Annotated in this window: 24 protein-coding genes; 9 read left to right on the plus strand and 15 right to left on the minus strand. The window is 31.1% G+C overall.

What is annotated here, in order from left to right:
* Positions 1 to 72: 72 nt before the first annotated feature.
* From C661_RS22065 to C661_RS0114920, 4 genes are all read right to left on the minus strand, one after another.
* Positions 73 to 1,086, minus strand: coding sequence for a serine hydrolase (locus tag C661_RS22065; protein WP_017416143.1), 1,014 nt, complete (start codon positions 1,084 to 1,086; stop codon positions 73 to 75).
* Between the two features lie 174 nt (positions 1,087 to 1,260).
* Positions 1,261 to 2,622 carry an MATE family efflux transporter gene (locus C661_RS0114905; protein ID WP_017416144.1) on the minus strand — a complete coding sequence of 454 codons (1,362 nt, stop codon included), beginning with the start codon at positions 2,620 to 2,622 and terminating at the stop codon, positions 1,261 to 1,263.
* 765 nt (positions 2,623 to 3,387) lie between these two features.
* A complete protein-coding gene (locus C661_RS0114915) occupies positions 3,388 to 4,305 on the minus strand; it encodes a pseudouridine-5'-phosphate glycosidase (RefSeq protein ID WP_017416146.1) in 918 nt (305 codons plus the stop codon).
* The gene (locus C661_RS0114920) at positions 4,299 to 5,393 is read right to left on the minus strand and encodes a PfkB family carbohydrate kinase (protein WP_017416147.1); all 1,095 of its coding nucleotides are present in this window, start codon (positions 5,391 to 5,393) and stop codon (positions 4,299 to 4,301) included. Before C661_RS0114920 ends, C661_RS0114915 begins: the two co-directional genes overlap by 7 nt.
* A 235-nt stretch (positions 5,394 to 5,628) precedes the next feature.
* On the opposite strand from C661_RS0114920, the gene rsxC reads away from it, so the two are divergent.
* The 9 genes from rsxC to C661_RS0114965 all read left to right on the plus strand — a co-directional run bounded on the left by rsxC (position 5,629) and on the right by C661_RS0114965 (position 13,716).
* A complete protein-coding gene (rsxC, locus tag C661_RS0114925) occupies positions 5,629 to 6,945 on the plus strand; it encodes an electron transport complex subunit RsxC (protein ID WP_017416148.1) in 1,317 nt (438 codons plus the stop codon).
* A 14-nt stretch (positions 6,946 to 6,959) separates the two neighbouring features.
* Entirely contained in the window at positions 6,960 to 7,895 is a 936-nt protein-coding gene (locus C661_RS0114930; protein WP_017416149.1) for an RnfABCDGE type electron transport complex subunit D, read from the plus strand.
* Positions 7,895 to 8,443, plus strand: coding sequence for an RnfABCDGE type electron transport complex subunit G (locus tag C661_RS0114935; RefSeq protein ID WP_017416150.1), 549 nt, complete (start codon positions 7,895 to 7,897; stop codon positions 8,441 to 8,443). Before C661_RS0114930 ends, C661_RS0114935 begins: the two co-directional genes overlap by 1 nt.
* A 2-nt stretch (positions 8,444 to 8,445) precedes the next feature.
* Positions 8,446 to 9,063 carry an electron transport complex subunit RsxE gene (rsxE, locus tag C661_RS0114940; RefSeq protein ID WP_017416151.1) on the plus strand — a complete coding sequence of 206 codons (618 nt, stop codon included), beginning with the start codon at positions 8,446 to 8,448 and terminating at the stop codon, positions 9,061 to 9,063.
* Positions 9,064 to 9,077: 14 nt separating this feature from the next.
* Positions 9,078 to 9,653 carry an electron transport complex subunit RsxA gene (gene rsxA / locus C661_RS0114945; RefSeq protein ID WP_017416152.1) on the plus strand — a complete coding sequence of 192 codons (576 nt, stop codon included), beginning with the start codon at positions 9,078 to 9,080 and terminating at the stop codon, positions 9,651 to 9,653.
* Positions 9,654 to 9,671: 18 nt separating this feature from the next.
* Positions 9,672 to 10,517, plus strand: a complete 846-nt coding sequence (locus C661_RS0114950) for an RnfABCDGE type electron transport complex subunit B (RefSeq protein ID WP_026051075.1) — start codon at positions 9,672 to 9,674, stop codon at positions 10,515 to 10,517.
* A 69-nt stretch (positions 10,518 to 10,586) separates the two neighbouring features.
* A complete protein-coding gene (locus C661_RS0114955) occupies positions 10,587 to 11,021 on the plus strand; it encodes a SoxR reducing system RseC family protein (RefSeq protein ID WP_017416154.1) in 435 nt (144 codons plus the stop codon).
* A gap of 128 nt (positions 11,022 to 11,149) precedes the next feature.
* Positions 11,150 to 11,818, plus strand: a complete 669-nt coding sequence (gene deoC, locus C661_RS0114960; RefSeq protein ID WP_017416155.1) for a deoxyribose-phosphate aldolase — start codon at positions 11,150 to 11,152, stop codon at positions 11,816 to 11,818.
* A gap of 422 nt (positions 11,819 to 12,240) precedes the next feature.
* On the plus strand, positions 12,241 to 13,716 hold the full coding sequence (locus tag C661_RS0114965; RefSeq protein WP_017416156.1) for a Na+/H+ antiporter NhaC family protein: 1,476 nt from the start codon (positions 12,241 to 12,243) through the stop codon (positions 13,714 to 13,716).
* Between the two features lie 137 nt (positions 13,717 to 13,853).
* Here the strand turns inward: C661_RS0114965 and C661_RS0114970 are convergent, their stop codons facing one another.
* From C661_RS0114970 to C661_RS0115020, 11 genes are all read right to left on the minus strand, one after another.
* Positions 13,854 to 14,735, minus strand: coding sequence for an SDR family oxidoreductase (locus tag C661_RS0114970; protein ID WP_017416157.1), 882 nt, complete (start codon positions 14,733 to 14,735; stop codon positions 13,854 to 13,856).
* A 179-nt stretch (positions 14,736 to 14,914) separates the two neighbouring features.
* The gene (locus tag C661_RS0114975; RefSeq protein WP_017416158.1) at positions 14,915 to 15,172 is read right to left on the minus strand and encodes a DUF1292 domain-containing protein; all 258 of its coding nucleotides are present in this window, start codon (positions 15,170 to 15,172) and stop codon (positions 14,915 to 14,917) included.
* 46 nt (positions 15,173 to 15,218) lie between these two features.
* Positions 15,219 to 16,589 carry a CCA tRNA nucleotidyltransferase gene (locus C661_RS0114980; RefSeq protein WP_017416159.1) on the minus strand — a complete coding sequence of 457 codons (1,371 nt, stop codon included), beginning with the start codon at positions 16,587 to 16,589 and terminating at the stop codon, positions 15,219 to 15,221.
* 5 nt (positions 16,590 to 16,594) lie between these two features.
* Positions 16,595 to 17,272: a deoxynucleoside kinase gene (locus C661_RS0114985; RefSeq protein ID WP_017416160.1), complete on the minus strand. Its 678-nt coding sequence runs from the start codon at positions 17,270 to 17,272 to the stop codon at positions 16,595 to 16,597.
* 214 nt (positions 17,273 to 17,486) lie between these two features.
* Positions 17,487 to 17,651, minus strand: a complete 165-nt coding sequence (locus C661_RS23715; protein ID WP_017416161.1) for a hypothetical protein — start codon at positions 17,649 to 17,651, stop codon at positions 17,487 to 17,489.
* Positions 17,652 to 17,680: 29 nt separating this feature from the next.
* Positions 17,681 to 17,920, minus strand: coding sequence for a DUF1292 domain-containing protein (locus tag C661_RS0114995; protein ID WP_017416162.1), 240 nt, complete (start codon positions 17,918 to 17,920; stop codon positions 17,681 to 17,683).
* A 67-nt stretch (positions 17,921 to 17,987) separates the two neighbouring features.
* A complete protein-coding gene (locus C661_RS0115000) occupies positions 17,988 to 19,160 on the minus strand; it encodes an alanyl-tRNA editing protein (protein ID WP_017416163.1) in 1,173 nt (390 codons plus the stop codon).
* Between the two features lie 95 nt (positions 19,161 to 19,255).
* Positions 19,256 to 20,626, minus strand: coding sequence for a replication-associated recombination protein A (locus tag C661_RS22070; protein WP_017416164.1), 1,371 nt, complete (start codon positions 20,624 to 20,626; stop codon positions 19,256 to 19,258).
* A 15-nt stretch (positions 20,627 to 20,641) separates the two neighbouring features.
* On the minus strand, positions 20,642 to 21,808 hold the full coding sequence (locus tag C661_RS0115010; protein ID WP_017416165.1) for a glycosyltransferase family 4 protein: 1,167 nt from the start codon (positions 21,806 to 21,808) through the stop codon (positions 20,642 to 20,644).
* Between the two features lie 296 nt (positions 21,809 to 22,104).
* Positions 22,105 to 23,130, minus strand: coding sequence for a molybdopterin-binding protein (locus C661_RS0115015; RefSeq protein ID WP_017416166.1), 1,026 nt, complete (start codon positions 23,128 to 23,130; stop codon positions 22,105 to 22,107).
* Positions 23,131 to 23,294: 164 nt separating this feature from the next.
* Complete coding sequence (locus tag C661_RS0115020; RefSeq protein ID WP_017416167.1) at positions 23,295 to 23,597, minus strand: hypothetical protein; 303 nt, start codon at positions 23,595 to 23,597, stop codon at positions 23,295 to 23,297.
* Between the last annotated feature and the right edge of the window lie 159 nt (positions 23,598 to 23,756).

Consider the following 23,756-nt stretch of genomic DNA (forward strand, 5'->3'; position numbering starts at 1 on the left):
CTGAATAAAATTGAATTTGATTGTAATTTACCAAAAAGGAGAGCTTGTTTTATAAGCTCTCCTTTTTGCAATTTATTCTACTTGTTCATCATAAACTATTTTTGATATTTGTGCTATTCTATCATAAGTGTTACCTAAATTCTTTGTCATAACAACTAAAATATAAGGTTTTTTCCCATATATTATTCCCACATCATGAACGTAATTTCCTGTATTATCTTGATAATCCCCTATTTTATGAGCAACATTTTCTTGTGGTATTAACTTATCTAACCTATCATGAAAGGAGGTTTTTTTCATAAGTTCTATTATTTTTCCATAGTGAGGATTATTGTTTGGATTAAAGTATAAGTGTTTTAATATTTTCATTGTATCTTCTGCAGTAGAAATATTCCCTTTTCTGTTAACTTCATGCCCTACTATTGCTTCTATGTAATCATATCTTCTATTATTTCCAAAATATCTTAAAAGCATATTTACAGCAACATTATCAGAGTAAATTATCATGCACTCGTTAATATGTTCAAAGGTTTTGGGTTTACTTAAATCTTCATAACCAATGCCACCAAAACTCGCTTCATAGTCTCCATTTCTGTATAACATTGTACTTTGTTCAGTTATTTCCCCATTATTAATAGCATCATATAACATCATAGAAACAGGAACTTTCACCGTGCTTGCGGCTTTTAATTCTACTTTTTCGTTTATATTAAAGTTTTTTCCTGTATTTATATCATAATAGCTAATCGATACCTTATTAATATCATCTCCAAGATAATCATTAATTTTTGCTATCATTTCTTCAATATTCTCATCAGATATTTTGTTTATACTTAGGAATTTATTAATTTTTGCTACATGAGGAAAAATATCTTCATGTTTTAACAATTCCTTAGAGTTGATACTAACATTAACATTTGCCGTGGTTTTAGACGTAGATCCCTCAGTTGAATTATTATTAATTGAATCAACAACTACCCCTATTGCCAAAAGAGTTAAGCTACATGCTAAAACTTTCATGTAAAATAGTCGTAATTTCTTTTTCATTTTTTTAGTTAGCTTTATTCTTTTGCTGCTTTTATCCAAATTATCTCCCTCCAAAAAAAATATAATAAGTTATGTAAATATTGTCCCACGTTTTCTTTAAGTATGCAATATCATATATTTTACGTAACTATTTCCATATTGCTTTAAATTTAAATTTTACTTATATAAAATTTAAAGTGACTAAATGCCTAAAAAACATTTAATCACTTATTGCTACAAGTTTTGAACTAAATTTCTAATCCATCTTTTAGATTTAAATCTTGGAAATGCAATAATTAACTTCACTACTTCCTCAATATAAACCATCCCAACCACAAGATAAACTGGAAGTTTTAGAAGTACAGCACCTAAAAATGCTAAAGGGACACCGATTCCCCATACACTTCCTATTTCTAAGATTAATGAAAACTTAGTATCTCCTCCGCTTCGCAGAATTCCTACTATAAATAAAGCCGTTAACATCTTCACTGGTATAATCATTGCAAATAATTTCAAAATCACACTAGTATCTTTAATAACTTCTGGTTTAACATTAAAAAATGATAAAATAACACCACTACCAAAGAACACCATTAATCCAAGAACTAATCCTACTGATAAAGATATCTTAATAAATCTTTTTCCAAGGATCATAGCATTTTCTTCTCTTTTTGCACCAATTTCTCTACCAATCATTATTGCACAAGCATTAGCCAATCCAAAAGCTGCTACCATAAAAATATTTTGAACTGTTCCTGAAATTTGCACTGATGCAACAGCTTCTGTATTTATTTTTGCATAAGCTACAGAATACATTGTCATGCCTAGGGCCCAAAAAAATTCATTTAATATAACTGGATAGATAGTCTTTACTATACTGAGAACAAACTCCTTATTTAAATCAATTAGTTCCTTAAGTTTGGCTGCGAGTATTCCATTTCGTTTATAAATTATGCTAACTATTAAAGTGAGCTCTACTATTCTTGAAATTAATGTAGCAATAGCAGCCCCTTCAACCCCTAATTGGGGAAATCCAAACTTACCGTAAATTAGTAAATAGTTTAAAATTGTATTGCATCCTAATGCAGTAGCACTTGTAACCATGGGAATTTTAGGCTCTCCAGTACTTCTGCAAGCAAAGGAAAAAGCAAAACTTATACTAGTTAGTATATAGCTAAAAGCAATTATAGAAAGATAGCTTCCTCCAATAGAAATAACCCTGGAGTCTGTACTAAAAAACTTCATTATAGCTTGTGGAAATACCAGTGCAGCTACTGTAAATAATAATCCTGTAGCTCCTCCTACTAAGATACACAGACCTAGCACTCTTCTAATATTTTTATAATCCTTTTTCCCGAAAAATTGAGAAATGAAAATTGCACAACCACTATTTATTCCAAAAGTAATTAAGGAGTATAAGAAGAAAAACTGATTAGCGAGCCCCACCGCTGCAATTTCAACTTCTCCTAAACTACCTATCATCACTGTATCCACCATATTTAAAGATGACGAAATTAAATTTTGAATAGTGATTGGAAGTGCTAAAGAAAGCAAGGTTTTAATAAAAGTCTTTTTATCTAGCAAATTTTTATCCATATAATACTCCCCCGTATTAGCAATCTAGTCCTATAATTCCTGTACATTATAGCATAGGATAATAAATTGTTCTACATTGATTCTAAATGATTTTAAATATCCAATTATAGAACAAATTCATTGATACTACATTAGTTATATATGGAAATTTTATAAATATAATTAATTATAAAGTACTTATTAGGAGAAGGAATTGATGAAAAGCAAACAAATATATATAGGACTTACTTGTTTAATAATAGGCACCCTATACTTTCTATATCAATATGATGCCAATGTATACTTTAAAATACTTAAATATTGGCCAATATTCATACTACTCTCTGGAATTTTAATTGAGTTTGTAGCATTGAATAGCCATGCTTACAAACTATTTTTCTTCCTTTCTGGAATTCTTATTGTGTATGGATTAATGTACACAATAAATATATATAGGGAGTTTTATTACTTTTCTTCCCATATATCTATATTTTTTCTATCCCTGAGCCTAGGACTTTTAAACTACTATATTTTTGGAAGTAATCATGATTATATTTTATCTATTGTACTGCTCCTAATACTGACTTCTATATTTATCTTTTTATTCCCTATATATGAAAGGTATTTCCCCATAATTAGCTTTAAAACTTTGATTCCAATATTATTGATAATTATAGGATTCATATTAATACTTAATGGGTTTATAAATAAGCAATAAAATAAGAGGCCTAAGTTTGCCTCTTATCTTATTGACTTTACCCTAATACATTAGTATTAATTAGATCTTTAGCTTAATTTACTTAATTCTACAGCAAGCCTAGCGCCAACCACTGCATTATTATAAACTAATTGAATATTAGACTCTAAACTTTCACCTTTAGTTATCTCTTTAACTTTTGATAAAAGGAAAGGAGTACTTTCTTTACCTTTAATACCTTTTTCCTCTGCTTCCTTTACTGCATTAGTTATTGCATTAGTTATTACATCAAAATCCATTGCATACTTTTCAGGTATTGGATTGGCAACTACCACTCCACCATTTAAACCTAAATCCCATTTAGCTTTAAGTGCTTTTGCAAGATTAGCTTCAGTATCCACTCTATAATCAACCTTGAAGCCTGACTTTCTTGTATAAAAAGCTGGCAACTCATCAGTATTAAACCCTACTACTGGCACCCCTTTTGTTTCTAAATATTCTAAAGTTAATCCAATATCTAATATGGATTTTGCTCCTGCACATACAACAGCTACATTTGTCATAGATAACTCTTCTAAATCTGCAGAGATGTCAAAGGTTTCTGTAGCACCTCTATGAACTCCACCAATACCACCTGTGGCAAAAACTTTGATTCCGGCTAATGCTGCAATTATCATTGTTGATGCAACGGTTGTAGCACCATTTAATTTATTAGCAACTATAAAAGGAATATCTCTTCTACTAGTTTTTATAACATTCTTCTCTTTACCTAAAAATTCTATTTCTTCTTCTGATAAGCCTACCTTCAATCTTCCATTTATTATAGCTATAGTTGCAGGTATTGCTCCATTTTCTCTAATAATACTTTCTACTTTAAGAGCTGTCTCTACGTTTCTTGGATATGGCATACCATGAGAAATAATTGTTGACTCTAGAGCCACTACTGGCTTCCCTTCCATTATAGCTTTTTCAACTTCCACATTAATATCTAAATAATTTTTTAACATAATCCAGTCTCCTTTAATTTTTTATTTACACTTTCAATACATATATTTGGATTTATAGTGTTTTCATGACATATTGTTAATAGTGAACATCCAACTCCAAATTTCGCAGCCTCATAAATTGATTCATTTCTTAAGGTGCTATAAATGACACCTGCTAAGAAAGAGTCTCCTGCTCCATTTGCATTGACAACCTTAACTTTAGGACTTCTCAAATATCCTTTAGTAACACCATTGGAATAATAGATGCCTTTTTCACCAAGGCTTATAAATACATTTTTAACCCCTTCATTTAGGAAATATTGTGATGCTTTCTCAACATCTTTTTCATTTTTTATAGAAATTCCTGAGAGTATTTCTGCTTCTAGCTTATTTGGTTTTATAGTGTGAAATTTCCCAATAACGTCTTTTGCTTTAATACTTTTTGTTGCAGAAACAGTGTCCAAGAAGAATTTAGTGTTCTTAAAATTTGTAACAACATACTCAAGTACATCCTTAGGAATATTAGTATCTATTACACATATCTTTGAACTTTCAACCACATTTTTTTTCTGCTTAATAAATTCAATAGACATATTATCAAATATATCCATTTGAGAAATAGCCACTTGCATATCACCATTATTGTCTAAAATAGACATATACACAGAAGTAGCATAACCTTCTAACTGTAAACTATTATCTAAGTTAAGACCTAATATCCTACTCTCATCAACAATTTTATTTCCATATAAATCATCACCTAAAACTGTTATTAGCTTTGTATTAACACCTAATCTAACTAGGTTTTCACCTATATTTCTTCCAACCCCTCCGAGAGAAACTTTAATTTTTCCCGGATTAGAATCATTAGTTCTTAAATTATCATTGGAGAATCCTAAGATATCCATATTGGCTCCCCCAATAATAGAAACAAAATTTTCCTCATTAATTATATAACCTCTTCCATTAATATATCCTTTTTTAATTAAATTAGTTATATGCACACCAACTGACGACCTAGTTATGCCTAGTAATTTTGCAAGTTCATTTTGTGAAATTAATGGATTGTTTTTAATTAGATATAAAACTTCCTCTTCTCTATTTGTCATACCTAACTCCTTATACACATTTGCTTATTTTATAAACTAATCTTTATATTTAATATATCAGGTAATAATTTAAAAATCAATATCAAAAACCTAAATTATTTAACATACTAACTAATTATGGATAAAAATACATACTTATTGCACCTAAAGGTATTTCGAGTTATAATAATTTAAAGTTGTATTTTATAACTTATTTAAAAAAGTATTAAAACTTATTGCGAAATGGAGGGTCATTATGGGACTTTTAACTTTCAAAAGAGGAATTCATCCGCCTCATGGAAAACATTTTTCTGAAAGTAAATCAATTGAAAGCTATCTTCCAAAAGGAGATTTAGTTTTCCCCATGTCTCAGCATATTGGAGCTCCTTGTGAGCCTTTAGTAAAAAAGGGCGACAAGGTTCTTGTTGGGCAAAAAATAGGACAAGCAACTGGATTTGTTTCTTCTCCTATTCATTCAAGTGTTTCAGGCGTAGTTAAAAACGTGGCGCCGGTTCTTCATTCAAACGGCACAAAGGTGATGTCAATTATTGTAGAAAACGATCACCTTTATGAAGAATCAGATTATAAACCTAATAAGGATTTTCAAAATTTGTCGAAGGAACAACTTTTAGAAATCATTAAAGAAGCTGGTATAGTTGGACTTGGTGGTGCATGTTTTCCAACTCATGTAAAGCTTTCCCCTGCTGCAGATTGCAGTATTGATAGCATTATTATTAACGCCGCAGAGTGTGAACCTTACCTTACATGCGACCATAGATTAATGCTTGAAAATTCTGATGAAATTGCTGAAGGTTTAAAAATCCTTTTACATATGTTTCCAAACACTAAAATATATGTAGGGATTGAAAACAATAAAAAAGATGCAATTGATGCTATGAACAGAGCAATTAGTAGCTTAAATAATGTTGAAGTTGTAGCATTAAAAACCAAGTACCCTCAAGGTGCTGAAAAACAATTAATATACGCAACAACAAAGCGTGAAGTTCCATCTGGAAAATTACCTGCTCATGTTGGATGTATTGTGCAAAACGTAGCTACCGTTCATGCCATTAGAAATGCAGTAGTACTTGGAAAACCTTTAACCGAAAGAGTTATTACTGTTACAGGTGGGGCTATAAATACACCTAAAAATCTAAGAGTAAAACTTGGAACATCATTAAAAGAGTTAGTAGAAACTTGCGATGGTTTTGTTACCGATCCATCAAAGGTAATCTCTGGTGGCCCACTAATGGGTACTGCTCTATTCTCTTTAGATACTCCTGCAATAAAGGGAAGTTCTGGAGTATTATGCCTATCTCAAAAAGAATGGGATATAGAACCGGAAAGTAGCTGTATAAGATGTGGAAAGTGCATAGATGCCTGTCCAATGTTCTTAATACCATCTAAGCTAAATGCAATGGTTCTTAAAGGTGACTATGATACCTTCGAAGAATATCATGGCGTGGACTGTATCGAATGTGGATGTTGTACATTTGTGTGTCCTGCAAAACGTCACTTAACTCAAACCTGTCGTGAAGGTAAAAGAAGAGTCTTAAGTAAGAAAAAGAAATAATAGAGGTGAATAGAATGTCAGAGAGATTATATACCGTATCGACGTCTCCTCATATAAAGTCTAAAGATACTGTTTCCACAGTAATGAGAGATGTATTAATCGCACTACTTCCGGCTGCAATTGCAGGAATTTACTTTTTTGGGCTTAATGCACTATTAGTAATTTTAACCGCTGTTGGTTCAGCAGTTTTATCTGAATATGCTTTTCAAAAAATAACTAAGAGACCTATTTTGATAAAAGATTTGAGTGCAGTAGTAACAGGATTATTGCTAGCATTTAACGTACCACCTACTATTCCACTATGGATGGTGGCATTAGGTAGTGCATTCGCAATTATTGTAGTTAAATGCTTCTATGGTGGAATTGGGCAAAACATTGTTAACCCAGCTTTAGCTGCAAGAGCTTTTTTACTTGCTGCTTACCCTGTGAGAATGACTACATGGACTTTAGATGGTACTACAGGAGCTACTCCCCTTGGAATCCTAAGAGGTAATGGTGCCGCTGCTCTTCCAAACATATTCGATGTATTCGTAGGAAATATTGGAGGTTGTATTGGCGAAACTTCAGCTTTAGCATTATTAATTGGTGCTGCTTACCTTCTATATAAGAAAGTTATATCTTGGCATATACCAGTTAGTTATATAGGAACTGTATTTGTTCTTACTACTTTACTTGGTAGACAAGGATTAATGTCAGGTAATGGTTTATATGAAATCTTCCTAGGTGGATTAATTCTTGGAGCTTTTTATATGGCTACAGATTATACAACTTCTCCGATGACTAAAACAGGTCATTTAGTATTTGGTATAAGTTGTGGTATTTTAACTACCTTAATTCGTTTATATGGTGGTTATGCTGAAGGAGTTTCTTACTCAATATTAATTATGAACTTATTTGTACCATTCATTGATAAGTTTACAAATCCGCGTGTATTCGGGGGTGGAAAATAATGAAAGAAAATTTAAAGTTAGGAATTAAATTGCTTGTAATCGCTGGAATTGCTGGGTTACTTTTAGGTTATGCATATGAAATAACTAAAGGTCCCATTGAAGCTAAAGCTAAAGAAGAACAATCCATAGCAATGAAGGAGCTCTTACCAGCAGCAACTGATTTTAAAAAATCTGAAAAGAATTTCTCATCTGATTCAAATATATCATCAATTTATGAAGGAAATAAAAACGGACAACTTTCAGGTTACTTATTTACAGTAAAATCTAGTGGATATGGTGGACCAATTACAATGATGATAGGTATTTCAACTGAAGGAAAAGTTGAAGGAGTTAAAATATTAGCTCATACCGAAACTCCTGGCTTAGGATCAAATGCAGAAAAGCCTAAGTTTAAAGATCAATTTAAAGGGAAGTCTGCTGAAAAGGAATTAACAGTTGGAAGCGACATACAAGCTATGACAGGTTCTACTATTACTTCTAAAGCAGTAACTAGTGGAGTTAATTCTGCAATTAAATTTTATAACGATCAGTTGAAAGGAGCTAAGTAACCATGAGTGTGTTTGGTGAAAGAATGAAAAAAGGCTTGATTGAAGAAAATCCAGTATTCATTCAAGTTCTTGCAATGTGCCCTACACTTGCAGTAACTTCAAGTGTTCAAAATGCAATTGGAATGGGACTCGCAGCCACTGCTGTTCTTATAGGCTCAAATGCTGTTATTTCTTTACTTAGAAAATTTATACCTGATAAAATTAGAATACCAGCTTATATAACAGTTATTGCTGCCTTTGTTACATTGATTCAATTTTTGGTACAAGGTTATTTACCAGCTTTATATAAAGCACTTGGTATATTTATACCACTTATAGTTGTTAACTGTGTTATTCTAGGTAGAGCTGAAGCTTATGCTTCTAAAAATGGTGTTTTACCATCTATCTTTGATGCTATAGGTATGGGCCTTGGATTTACACTGGCATTAACAATTTTAGCAACTTTTAGAGAAATTTTAGGAAATGGAACTTTTTATGGAATTCAGGTTCTTCCTACTTCCTATGAACCATCTATTATAATGATTCTTGCTCCAGGAGCATTTATCACTTTAGGCATACTACTAGCTTGCTTAAACCAATTTAAAATAAACAAAGCTAAAGCAGCTAAAACCACTAAATAAAGAGGTGAACAATTTTGGAATTAATTAGTATTTTTTTAAGTGCTCTATTAGTCAACAACTTCGTTTTGGCTAAATTTTTAGGTATTTGTTCCTTCCTTGGAGTTTCTCAGAAAACTGAGACAGCAAAAGGGATGGGTTTCGCTGTTACCTTTGTTATGGTTCTTGCAACTATAATGACATATATAGTTAATGTATTTATATTAATCCCATTAAATCTTCAGTACCTATCAACATTAGCATTTATTCTTGTTATAGCTGCTCTTGTTCAGTTTGTTGAAATCGTTATAAAGAAAACTAATCCAGGACTTTACAGAGCCCTTGGAATATTCTTACCTCTTATAACTACAAACTGTGCGGTACTAGGGGTTGCTGTAATAAATATGGACAAAGGTTTTAACTTAGCTCAAGGTATCGCAAACTCTTTAGGAGCTGCCTTAGGCTATATGCTAGCAATAGTTTTACTTGCTGGATTAAGAGAAAGAATGGAAGATAATACAAATATGCCAGAAGCATTTAGAGGATTACCTATTTCTCTAATTACAGCAGGACTTATGGCTATAGCATTCTTTGGATTCAGCGGATTAATTTAAGGGGGTGCCATAATGGAATTGACTAATTTGATTGCACCAGTGGTAAGCTTAGGTGGACTAGGAATAGTTTTTGGTTTACTATTAGGATATGCAAACGATAAATTTAAAGTAGACGTAGATGAGAGAATTCCTCTTGTAAGAGAAGCACTGCCTGGGGCTAATTGTGGTGGATGTGGCTTTGCTGGATGCGATGCTTATGCTGAAGCAGTAGTAAACGGTACTGCCAAACCTAATAAATGTACTCCTGGTGGAGCTGTGGCAGTAGAAAAAATTTCAAATATACTAGGTGTTGTTACTGAAATAAGCGACCCTACCGCTGCTTACGTAAAATGTAAAGGTACATGTACTATAGCAAAAGAAAAATATACTTATCAAGGTATTATGGACTGCAATCAAGCTGTAATTAATCCTGGTGGTGGTTCTAAAGCCTGTGAATTTGGGTGTTTAGGATTAGGATCTTGTGTTAAAGTTTGTCTGTTTGATGCACTAGAAATTGTTGATGGAGTTGCTAGAGTAAATGAAGAAAAATGTACATCTTGCGGTGCTTGCATCAATGCATGTCCAAAAGGATTAATAGAAATTACTCCAGTAAATTCAAGGGTTAGAATTCAATGTAACTCTAAGAATAAAGGAAAAGAAGTTATGGACACTTGTGGAGTAGGTTGTATTACTTGCGGATTATGTGTTAAAAATTGTCCAGAACAAGCCATCACAATGACCAACAATCTTCCTGTAATTGACTATAGTAAATGTGTAAATTGTGGCATTTGCGTAGGTAAATGTCCAAAGAAAACTATAGAAGACTTAAGATCATCTGAGGACCTTAACGCTGTTAAGTTTGCTTCAGAGAGTACATCAGTTTAATACTTGAATTAATTATGATATAATTTAGAAGACCGTCTAGGTCTTCTAAATTTATTTTGAGGTGATAATATGGAACAAAGTGGTATAGTTAAATCAATTAATGGCGATATAGCAAAAATAGCTTTTGTTAAAAAAACCGGCTGTGGTGGTGGCTGTTCTGGCTGTAAATCCGGTTGCCCCGTAGATACTGTAATTTTAGATGTTAAAAATACTGAAAATGCTAAAATTGGTGATTCTGTAGTTGTTTCCTTAGAAGATAAAGCCTTGTCAAAAATGAACTTTTGGGCTTATATATTCCCTACAGTCTTCACAATAATTATCTTGCTTGGAAGCCTATTTGTACTTAACTCTTTAAATGTATCTAAATATGAGTTGTACTCAGGTATATTGTCTATGTTAGCTATGGTTATTGCCTTTAAAATAGGTGGAATTATTAGCAAGAGAAAAAACACTGCTGACTTTAATTTAAAGATGCTAAAAATAATGACAAATTATAGATCATAAAAATTATCAGAAGAAGAGTACTATCTTATTAAATATTACTCTTCTTCTCGCATTTGACATTTTTACCACTTATATGTATACTCATGTAGTATATGAAAAATCTATAAGTAAAAATTGGAGGTTTTAATATGAACATTGCTTCAATGATTGATCATACTATACTTAAACCTGATGCTTCAAAGGATGCAGTAATACAAATCTGTACTGAAGCTAAAGAGTACAAATTTAAATCTGTGTGTGTTAACTCCTGTTACACAAAACTAGTAGCTGATGAATTAAAAGATAGCGGCGTTTTAGTTTGTACTGTTGTTGGTTTCCCTCTTGGTGCCATGGAAACTAAATCTAAAGCTTTTGAAACAGCAAGAGCTATTGAGTTAGGTGCAAATGAAATAGATATGGTAATTAATATTGGTGCATTGAAAGACAAAAACTATGAATTAGTTTTAAATGATATAAAAGAAGTTGTTGATACAGCAAAAGGAAAAGCAATTGTTAAAGTTATTTTAGAAACTTGCTTATTAACAAATGAAGAAAAGATAAAAGCTTGTCAGCTATCTCAAGAAGCTGGTGCTGACTTTGTAAAGACTTCTACAGGATTTAGTACTGGTGGTGCAACAGTAGAAGATATTAAACTAATGAGAGAAACTGTAGGCCCAAATATGGGAGTTAAAGCTTCTGGTGGGGTTAGAACTAAAGAAGACGTAGTTTCAGTAATCGAAGCTGGTGCAAATAGAATCGGTGCTAGTTCTTCTATTGCAATTGTTGAAGGTTTAGCAAACTCTACATCTGGATATTAATAGTTATTTTAAGTTTACTATTTGAAAAGAGTATGATATTTATTTATCCTACTCTTTTTTTCTATTTCTGCTCTGATATTCATCATATATCTCCTATTTTTTTAACCTAATTTGTCCCCTCCTATTTTTATATAGCTCTTAGAGTTAGATTTAATAATTAGATTTAAAATAATATCTATAATCAAATTTCCAGATTAATTATTTGTTTAGTTTTCATTAACGTAACTAATCACAGTATTTAATAAATTTTAATTCTATTATGTTTATTTAGAAAATTATAAAAAAAATTTATCAGATTTTTCAAAACATGTTGAATTTTTTTTATAAACTAGTTATAATTAATATAAAATTAATAAATTTGTTAAAATGTTGTCATTTCTTAAGAAAACGTTTTATCAAATTTAATGGGGGGTATCATACTTATGATCGCATTACTAAAAATTTCCCCTGTCTTTTTAATGGCAGGACTAATGATGGCCGATGTAGATGCACTAGTTGCTGCACCAATAGCAACTATATATGCAGCTATTATTGCAGCCTTAACAGAAAAACTAAAGCTCAATGATATTGTTGACGCAGCAGTAGATAACGTAAAACATCTACAGTTAGTTTTCTTCATTCTTATGTTTGCTTATGCAATGGCAGAATCCTTTATGGCAACTGGTGTTGGTGCAGCTATAGTTAACGTATCCTTATCACTTGGACTAACTGCAAGAACTGTTGCAGTTGTAGGTTTCTTAGTAACATCTGTACTATCAATTGCAACTGGAACCTCTTGGGGAACCTTTGCCGCTTGTGCTCCAATTTTTCTATGGTTAAATCATATAGTTGGAGGAAATATTTTACTAACTACTGCTGCTATCGCAGGTGGAGCATGTTTTGGAGATAATATTGGACTAATATCAGATACAACTGTTGTTAGCTCTGGAATTCAAAAAGTTGAAGTTATTCATAGAATTAGACATCAAGGCTTTTGGTCTTTATCATGCTTAGTTGTTACAGCTATTATATTCTTTGTAGTAAGTAATGTAATGGGACTACCAACTGAAGCTTCTACAGCTGCTAAAGCTATCGAAGCTATTCCACAGGAGGTCTGGGGACCACTTGAGGCAGCAAGACCCTCTGCAGTTCAGCTTCTTAATCAAGTAAAAAATGGAGTTCCTATTTATATGATTATTCCTCTTTTACTTGTTATAGGCTTTGCAATTAAGGGAGTCTCAACTCTTGCTTGCTTAGGTATTGGTATTGCATCATCAATTATTCTAGGCTCCTTTGCAGGAACTGTTGAATCAACACAAGCATTCCTTGATATGATGAAAACAGGCTTCTCTGACGCTGGATCGTGGGTAATTGTAATGATGATGTGGGTTGGAGCCTTTGGGGGAATCATGTCAAAAATTAATGCCTTCAAGCCTTTATCAAATCTAGTGTTAAGAATATCTAGAAATGTAAGACAACTTATGTTCTGGAACGGTGCCTTATCATTAGTTGGTAATGCTGCCTTAGCAGATGAAATGGCTCAAATAGTTACTGTTGGACCAATCATAAAAGAACTTGTTGAAGAAAATGTTGAAGGTAGCGAAGAGGCAATGTACAAGCTTCGTTTAAGAAACGCAACTTTCTCAGATGCTCTTGGAGTATTTGGATCTCAATTAATTCCATGGCATGTTTATATAGGGTTCTATGTAGGTATCGCAACTTCTGTTTATCCATTACATCAGTTTGTTGCACTAGATATTATTAAATATAACTTTATGGCATATGTTGCTGTATTTTCTATATTAATACTTACGTTAACTGGTCTAGATAGACTTATACCTAAGTTTGGATTACCAAGAGAGCCTGAAGTTAGACTAAAAAAGAAATCAGTTTCAAAAGATAAATCAATATCAGCTTAATAAAAAAGACCTTCATTGAATTAAAATGGGGGTCTTTTTTTATTGAAAATACATATCTGCTATTTACTCTGCAGATAACATCTTATATAGCATTAACTCTATTCTTTTCCCGTCTCAATAAATTTAGTTTTAAGCAATTAACTGCTTACCATTATTCCTCCATTTATATGAATAACTTGCCCTGAAATATATGAAGAATCTTCACTAGCTAGGAATACATAAGCACCTGCTAATTCTACTGGCTGGCCTGGTCTTTTCATTGGTGCTGTACTTCCGAATTGTCCCACTTCCTCAGCCGAAAAGCTTGCAGGAATCAATGGAGTCCAAATTGGTCCAGGAGCTACAGCATTTACTCTTATGTTTTTATCCACTAAATTCAAATGGAGTGATCTAGTAAAGGTTACTAAGGCTCCCTTTGTACATGAATAGTCTATTAGGGTTTTATGCCCTTCATAAGCAGTAACAGAAGTCGTATTTATTATACAGCTACCACTTTTCATATGTTTTAAAGCTGCTTTTGTCATATAAAAGGTTCCAAAAATATTTGTCTTGAAGGTTCTAATTAATTGTTCGCTGGAAATTTCCACAAGTGAATCTTGTGGGTGTTGCTCAGCTGCATTATTAACAAGAATATGAATATCTTTAAACTCACTCATTACTTTCTCTATAGCTTCGTTACAAAACTTCTCATCGCCAATATCTCCTGAAATCAACATGCATTTTCCACCATAATTTTCAACAATAGTTTTAGTTTCATTGGCATCCGCATGTTCATCAAGATACATTATTACTATGTTAGCACCTTCTTTAGCATAAGCTACAGCTACAGCTCTTCCTATACCGCTATCGCCCCCCGTAATTACTGCAACCTTATCAACTAGTTTGCTTGAACCTACGCAGTTTGTATCTTCAAAAATTGGTCTTGGATTCATTTCTACCTCAATACCTGGTTGCTTATTTTGATGCTGTGGTGGCAATGCCTTAGGAAAATCCATTGGGTTAAGTTTTTTTGGTCCCATCTCACTCTCTCCTTTACAATCCATTCATAGATAGTATAGGTAAATTTATAAAATTTAAACATTTATGTAGGAGAATTCTCACACAAAATAATTAAGCTAGTAAGAAATAACTTCTTACTAGCTTAATTATTAAAGTTTATACTTATTTTAATTTAATCTTTAAATTTTTATCTGGAAATTTAATTATCCATTTCATCATCAAATAGTCTGTCGTACTCCTCTACTACCATGTTAAATTCATCCTCATCTTCAACCATTTCGTAAGATGCATCTGTTCCTTCACCAGAAATTTTGTAAACAAAAGCTTCATCATCATTATCTAATGGTGCCAAAAGAGCATAATTTTCGCCATTAACAACAAGTTCCTCCACAATTTCAAGCTCAACCTTTTCATTAGTATCAGGATCTGTTAATGTAATAATATGTCTATCATCCATGCCAATCTCTCCTTCCATTATTTGCTTAAATTAAAAACTATATTAATTATAGTTGATAGCCTGCTAAATTACAATATTTCTTTGCAAGTTCTATTAATAATTCCCTTTTATTGTTTTCTTTATCTCTAAGTACACAACTTAATAAGTAATTTAAAACTTCTCCTAAAATTTTTCCTTTTGGAAGTCCAATAGTTATTAAATCATTACCATCTATGGCTAAATCTTTAATATACAATGGTTCACCTTTTTTAAGAATTTCTTCACATTTATTTTTTAAAACTACTACATTGTTATAGGAAATATTATTTGATAAACCAAACTTTATATTCGCAAAGATTAAAGTAAATAACTCATGCAAATTTTTTTCTCCAACTTGGGTAATGAATTTTTTTATAGATTCTTCTGAATGTACTTCAAAATTAATATTGCAATATTTTAATAAGACACAAGTATTTCTTATGGTTAAATTATCAAATTTTAGTCCCTTAAGAATTATTCTAGCAATTGTCTCAGCATTTGTGGCATCATGTCTGATATCTCTATTCAGGTAATTATAATTAATATGGATGAAGGTATAAATTATTGCACTAAGTCTTAAAGGTAAACTACCTTCTAATGAATCTAGCATGAGAAAACCCTGTTTAAATATACTACTATAATTTTTTTCGTTTTTCTTTATGTTTATTATTTCATCTATTTCAGGGATAATGAAATCTATAAGTTTTAAATCGCACAATTTCTGCATTCCATAAGCTGGCCTGTTTGATAATATAATTTTTATAAATTCATCTCTTACTCTTTCCACACTAATATTTTTTAGGGCTCTACTAGAATTGATTATTGCATCTTCAACCTGTTCATCTATAGAATAATTAAGTATTGTTGAAAATCTTACAGCTCTTAATATTCTTAAGGCATCTTCCTTAAACCTATGTTCTGCATTTCCTACAGTTTTTATACTTTTTTGTTCCATATCCTTCAAGCCGTTAAAATAATCCTTCAGACCTTGTTCATCATTATAAGCCATAGCATTTATTGTAAAGTCTCTTCTTCCTAAGTCATCTTTCAACTTATTTGTAAAAAATACTTCACTTGGATGCCTACTATCTAAATATTCTCCTTCGATTCTATAAGTTGTAACCTCATAGCTATTTTCTTGTATTAAGATTGTTACTGTTCCGTGTTTAATACCGGTATCAACTACTTTGTAACCTAAATCTACAAATAAGGTTCTTACCTGTTGTGGTTTTGCACTTGTTGTAATATCCCAATCACTAGGGGTTTTACCCATAAGACTATCTCTAATGCATCCACCTACTGCAAATGCTTCAAACCCTTTAAACTGTAAGGTATCTATAATTAATCTTACGTCCTTCGGTAATGCAATTTTTCCCTTAATATTTTCCGTATAAATCATTCCTTTTAAGCAATTATTTCTCCTAATATGTTAATTTCCTTGATTTTATTATGTATTGAATTTAATAACTCTTTCCTATGTACTGGATTATTTTCAAAATCCATATTATCAACATTAATCTTAAGTATTGGGGAAATATTATACTGTTCAAAGTAATCTTTATAATTATCATTAAGCTTTTCCCAGTATTCTCGTTCAACTATTTTCTCATATTCTCTTCCTCTTTTATTTATTCTTTTCATGGCCTCGTCTACACCTATTTCTAGATAAACTAGGAGCTTGGGTGCCTTACAATGTTCTATCATATTTTCGAAAAGCTCCATGTATAAGTCAAATTCTTCATTTGACATTTCTCCTGCATCTTTTAACATCTTTGCAAATATAATATCTCCATAAATGCTCCTGTCCATAACAGCATTTTTTATTTTTGAAGCATCTTTAATATTTTTAAATCGTTTGTTCAAGAAAAATATTTGTAGTGGAAAACTATATCTTTCTCTGTCATAATAAAACTTCTCTAATATTGGATTATCAACTACTGGTTCTTCAAAAGGAACATAGCCCTCTTCTTGTAAAATATTCATAAGAGTACTTTTTCCTACTCCAACAACTCCATCAATAACTATCATATCCCAATATCCTCCTTGTCCAATTTTCTTTAAGCAGCTTTTATAAAACTCCATGGTAGTTTAACTCCTCATATTTAAGATAAAATTAGTAAAATTGTATGTAATTTAATTACTAGTACTAAAGCTAGAAATTTTAACACATAGATTATTCTATAACATTTAAATAATCTATGTATATATTAGTATAAGAAGATGCTTTAAATTTTTCAAGGAAAATCTCTGGAAAATGTAAAATAGGGTTTGCTAAAATTAGCAAACCCTATTTTTTTTAAACTTTATAACCATCTCTGCGAGTATATTCTACTGATTTGTTGAGTTCAGGTTCTTCAATTGTAGATACAAATTGGTTTTTGCTTACTTGTCCTTCACTTTTCATACCTTTTTTTAAAAAATCCTTATTGTTTGCTGCTTTAGCTTCTTCTCTAGTTGCCATAAAATTACCTCCCTTTCATATTGTAAGTACTAGTCTCCTTGAGAATTGAATTTTTCTAAAACTCTATTAAATTCTGCACCAGCACCAATAGACATATATTCTACTTCTGTAGCGCTTCTTTTTACAGCCTTATAAGCATAAGCTTCATTGGAATCCTTTGGACCAGCTATTACATATTCATTGGAACCTAATTTTACCACATCAATAAGTTCTAATTCTATCCTTTTGCCTGCATCATTATAAACTGTTATAAATTCACTATGGTTCATATTATCCCTCCTATAGTATTTATACAGTTATAAGATGTGCATATTTCACTAATAATATTTATAGTTTCTAAATATTATTGATTTCTTTACTAATAAAATTATAGAAACTTAAAAGATCTCCTGAATTACTGAAACTCCCTTGAGCACGGCTTTTACTGCCACCACCCTTTCCATTAAAGGTTTTAATATGCTCTTTGAAAACTTTTCCGCAATCTATGGAATTATCATGATTTGCCAATAAAAGAATATTATTGTCCACAGTTGTAGCTATGAGTGCATCTACATTGTTTTCTCCTAATAATTTTCCTATTTCACTAACTTCTTCAAAGGATTTCTCTTCATATACTTTTATATAAATATTACCTGAAAAATTTAATAATATATCCTTAACGTGTAGTTCACAAAACTTTGATTTTAAATCACTTATGGTTCTACTCTTTTCTTTAATAGTTTTTATCATTGAATCTACTTGTGAGATTATGTTATCCTCATCAGAGGATAATAGTTTAACCAATTCTGAAATAATTTCATGTTTTTTTGCATAATCATTTAACGCACGGGACCCGCACTTGAAATATATCCTTGAATTTCCTTTATATTTTTCTACTTTTATAATTTTCAACATTCCTATTTCTGCTGTTGTATTTACATGGGTACCACAACATGCACTATAATCAGTGCTTTCTATCTCAACAATTCGTATATCCTCTGTAACTGTAGTTTCTTTCCTAATAGGAATTAAATTTAATTCTTCTTTACTTACTACTGAACATTTTACTGGTATATCCTTTAATATTACTTCGCTGCAGAAATTTTCTACTTCTTTAATCATTTCTTTTGTTATGCTAGGCAAGGAAATATCAATAGTGACGTAATCTTGTCCTAAATGAAAACCTATATTTTTTCCACCATATAGCTTAAAGAAGGCAGCAGATAATAAATGTTCACCACTATGTTGCTGCATATGATCAAATCTTCTTTGAAAATTAACTTTACATGAAACAATGGTCCTATCTACATTTTCGTCCAACACATGATAAATAGTATTATTTTCTTCATAAACATACTCTACCTTACTTCCGTTAATTTCTCCTAAATCACAAGGCTGTCCTCCACCTTCAGGGTAAAATGCAGTTTCTTTTAAAACAATATGATATTTATTTTGGTGTTTTTTACTATCAATAATTTCACTTGTAAATTCAGTTATGTATGGATTATTATAATAAAGTTTAATTGTCATGATATCCTCCTACAATTATGATATTTATGTTATAAAACAATTTTCTAATGTATATAAGTAAAAATGACTAACAGAAAAAGTCAGTCATTTTTTGCTTATTTAACTTTATTTAAATTAGTTATTCTTTCTTTTATTCTCTTTTCATAGCCTAACCCTGTTGGGTTATAGTATACTGTATCAATTAATTCTTCAGGCATATACTGCTGCTTTACATAATGTTCCTGAAAGCTATGTGGGTATTTATAATCAACTCCATTACCAAGACTACTAGAGCCATTGTAACTCTTATCTCTTAAATGAATTGGTACTTGTGCTATTTTTTTCTTTTCAACATCCTCAAGTGCTTTATTAATTGCTACATATGAAGCATTACTTTTTGGAGCAGTGCTTATATAAGTTACAGCTTGAGCTAAAGTTATCCTGGCCTCAGGCATACCAAGAGTTTTCACTGCATTTAAAGCTGCATTTGCTATTAAAAGCGCATATGGATCTGCGTTACCTACATCTTCTGAAGCAGCTATAAGCACCCTTCTGGCAATAAATTCTGGCTCTTCACCTGCATAAAGCATTCTAGCTAAATAGTGAATTGCCGCATCAGCATCGCTACCTCTCATGCTTTTTATAAAGGCAGAGATTACATCATAGTGAGAATCCCCATTTTTATCATAGGTTATGTACTTCTTTTGCATACATTCTTCAATAATTTTTAAATCTATGTTTATTATACCCTTACTATTTTTTGAAGTAGTTAAAACTCCTAATTCCAAGGCATTCAACGCCCGCCTTGCATCGCCGTTTGAGTTTTCGCAAATAAAACTCAATGCCTCCTCTGATAGGTTTATCTTTATGTTTCCATATCCGAGCTTCTTGTCATTTAATGCGTTGTAAATTATTTTCTTAATATTATTTTCACTTAGAGGCTCAAGTTTAAACATCATTGATCTTGATAATAGTGCCTTATTGACTTCAAAAAAAGGATTTTCCGTAGTCGCGCCTATTAAAATTATAGTTCCTTTTTCCACATGAGGTAAAAGGGCATCTTGTTGGCTTTTATTAAATCTATGGATCTCATCTATAAACACAATAGTTTTTTCTGCTTTCATTATTAAATTGGTTGAAGCCACATCAATTACTTCCCTTAAGTCCTTCAATCCACTAGTTACTGCATTTAGCTCTATAAAATTAGACTTGGTAGTCTTAGCAATAACTTGAGCTAGACTGGTTTTACCTGTTCCTGGTGGGCCATATAGAATTATAGAAGTTAATCTGTCACTTTTTATTGCTCTATAAAGTAGTTTTTCTTCGGATAGTATATGTTCTTGACCAACATAATCCTCTAAAAAACTAGGCTTTAACCTTTGTGCTAATGGAACATTCAACAAATTTGTTTTATTTTTATCATTTTCACTTTTCTCACTATGTTCATCTAGTTGAAATATTGAAATATTTTCAAACTTACTATTCATAAATTCACCTTATAATTATTTTGTTAATGGAACCTTTAATACTTGGACCATTTCATATTGTTTGCAAATTTTATTCCCAAATACCTCTTTAGAAAACTCTTTTGCCTTACTTATTGCGTTTTGACTTAATTCATTTCTATATGCTGCATCATTGAGTATCTTTAAGGCTTCTTCAACAAACTCATCCTTTGTATTGTAGGCAAATCCATTATGATCATTAATTATCACATTATCGATACATTGATCATATTTACATAGTACTGGCACACCACAACTTAATGCTTCGATATAAGTTAACCCTTGAGTTTCACTAGTTGATGCTGTTACAAATACATCTCCCACTTTATAATATTTATAAATATCAGTTGGACCTATCATGCCAGTAAAAATGATTTTGTCATCCACCTTATTTTCTAAAGCTACTTTTCTTAATATTTCTAAATAAGGTCCTCCTCCTACAATTACGAGTTTTACCTTTTGATCTACTTTAACAAGTTCAGCAAAGTTGTTAATTACTTCTTCAATATTTTTTTCTTCTCCAATTCTACCTACATATACAATAACTTTATCTTCCTTCTGTATATGGAGTTTTTCCTTTAATTTTTCTTTTTCAGCATCTAGTAAATCCACCATAAATCTTGATAAATCGATACCAGTAGGAACTACTGAAATGTGAGTATATACTCCATAACTTATAAGTGTTTCTTTAACTTTAATAGTTGGAGTAATAACTAAATCAACCTTATTTAAGATTCGCTTTACTATTTTTCTTAAATTTTCCTTAGTAATCAATTTTCCTTTAAACAAATATTTTAAGTAATCCTCATACATAGTATGATATGTATGAACATGTGGAATTGAAAGCTTTTTAACAATATATCTTGCATATATCAAAGTAGTAAATTCAGTTTGTGAATGTACTATATCAGGCTTCCACTGTATTATATCTTTTATTAACGTATCTTTAATTGTGGCACCAATTCGGGCCCCTGGATAAACTTTTATAGCAATGGATTTTAGAAAGTATACATTATCATTAATATAAGACTTCCCATTACTTGAAAGAGTCAGAATTCTTACATCATGTCCTTGTTTTCTTAATTCATTATATAAGTTCATCGTAGAAGTTACTACGCCATTAACCATAGGCGAATATGTGTCACTAGTTATTAGAATTTTCATTAATATACCTCCATCTAACCCCTTAGTAAATTGAATTGTAATTTTAATACTAAAGATATATTAAAGTAGTAATGCTTAATGCAATATTTTATATAGAACTTTTATTTAGTCAAATCTATATCACCTGAAGATATTATATCACTACCACTATATGGAATCAATTATTGTAGAATAAATTGTTTATTATTTCATAGTAGGGCATTAGAATACTCTATTTGTATTTCTCCTTTCAATTAATGAATGCTGTTGTTAACAAGAACCTTCAAGTTTTAAGTTTGCCAAAGTTGTTAATTTCATTATTTACCAAATGGGCATATTGGGTATTTACACTGATCACACTTTAAGCATAAACCTCCATGTGCGAGTTTGTTAATTTCTCTTCTGCTTATCTTATCTCTTGCCATAACCCTAGGTAGTATTAAATCAAATACTGTGGTTTTATTAAACATGCCGCAAGCAGGTAATCCCATGATAGCAGTATTATTCGAGTATGCTAACATAAACATTGCTCCTGGAAGCACTGGTGAACCATAGGAAATAACCTCCGTACTACAATATTTGATTGCTGTAGGAGTAACATCATCTGGATCTACAGACATACCCCCAGAGGTAATTATAACATCTGTACCCTTGATAATAAAACTATTAATAGCTTGTGTTATTTTATTCATATCATCAGGTACAAAAACAGTCTCTAGAATGTGACAAGGAAACTTATTCAACTTATTCTTAATTACAGCTTCAAACTTGTCTTTAATTCTTCCTTCAAAAACTTCGGTACCAGTAATTATTATTCCAATGTTTAAATTTTCAAAACTTTTTACACTAATAACATTTTCTGTACTAGCACATATATCTTCTATAATTTTTATATATTTTTCTTCAATAACCAGAGGGATTATTTTAGTTCCTGCTATAATATCCCCTTTTTCTACTTGGGTATTATTATGAAGAGTACTTAATATTATATTATCTATATCATTGATTTCTTCTAGGGCCTGCAAATTTATTTTAAGTATTCCTTTCTTTTCTGCTCTTATATTTACCTTCCCTTCACTGGGTCCATCAAAATAGACCCCTGAACTACCATTGACCACAGCTTGTCCAATTTTTAAAGCACACTCATCTTCATGTAATAGTCCCTTAGACAAGTTAATTACATAAATATGATTTTTGCCTATATTCTTCAACTCTTCAATATCACTCTCAGTAATGATATGCCCTTTTTTAAATGCTATTCCCTTGAATTCTCCAGGAACTATTTTTGTCAAATCATGTCCAATAACCATGCCAACAGCTTCCTCTACCTTTATAAGTTCCATAATAATCCCCCCAAAATTTAAAATGAATACATTACCATAATTATACATTATATGCAATAATATGTATATAATGAAAGAAAACTTCTTACTTAGTTTAGCTTTAATCTAAATTAAGTAAGAAGTTAATTATTTTTCATTTCATAAATCTTAGGATATGAAATAAATTATTTTTTATTGTCAACAAGTATTAAGTTGTTAAATTTTATATTTCTTGTTGTGATTTTTAAAATATTCCTATATACTCTTTTATTTTTCACTTCAACTATTTCACCCATTTTTATTTTTTCTATAATGCTTTCTAGTTTTTCTGGAGGATTAACCTTCCTATATGGATCATTTCTCCATATAATTAAATGCTCAAATTCCTCAATTGTAAGCACTTTCCTCTCTTTATCCTCTAGTCTTTTTAATATAATTACTATAAGATAAAGCGCTAGTATTAGTACTATAAAACTGACATATTCCATAAATTTCTCTCCTTTGTTAAATTCCATATTAGTATTTCCAAATATCAAATTGTTATGCAAGGGCTATTTTAGAATATTTTATTCCTTTTAGCTAATATATCTTATAGTCGAATTTCTAAACTAATTGATTACTTTATTTAGTTTAACCCTGCTCCTAGA

Origin of the sequence: Clostridium tunisiense TJ, from assembly GCF_000300195.1 — a bacterium.
Classification (GTDB): Bacteria; Bacillota; Clostridia; order Clostridiales; family Clostridiaceae; genus Clostridium_J; species Clostridium_J tunisiense.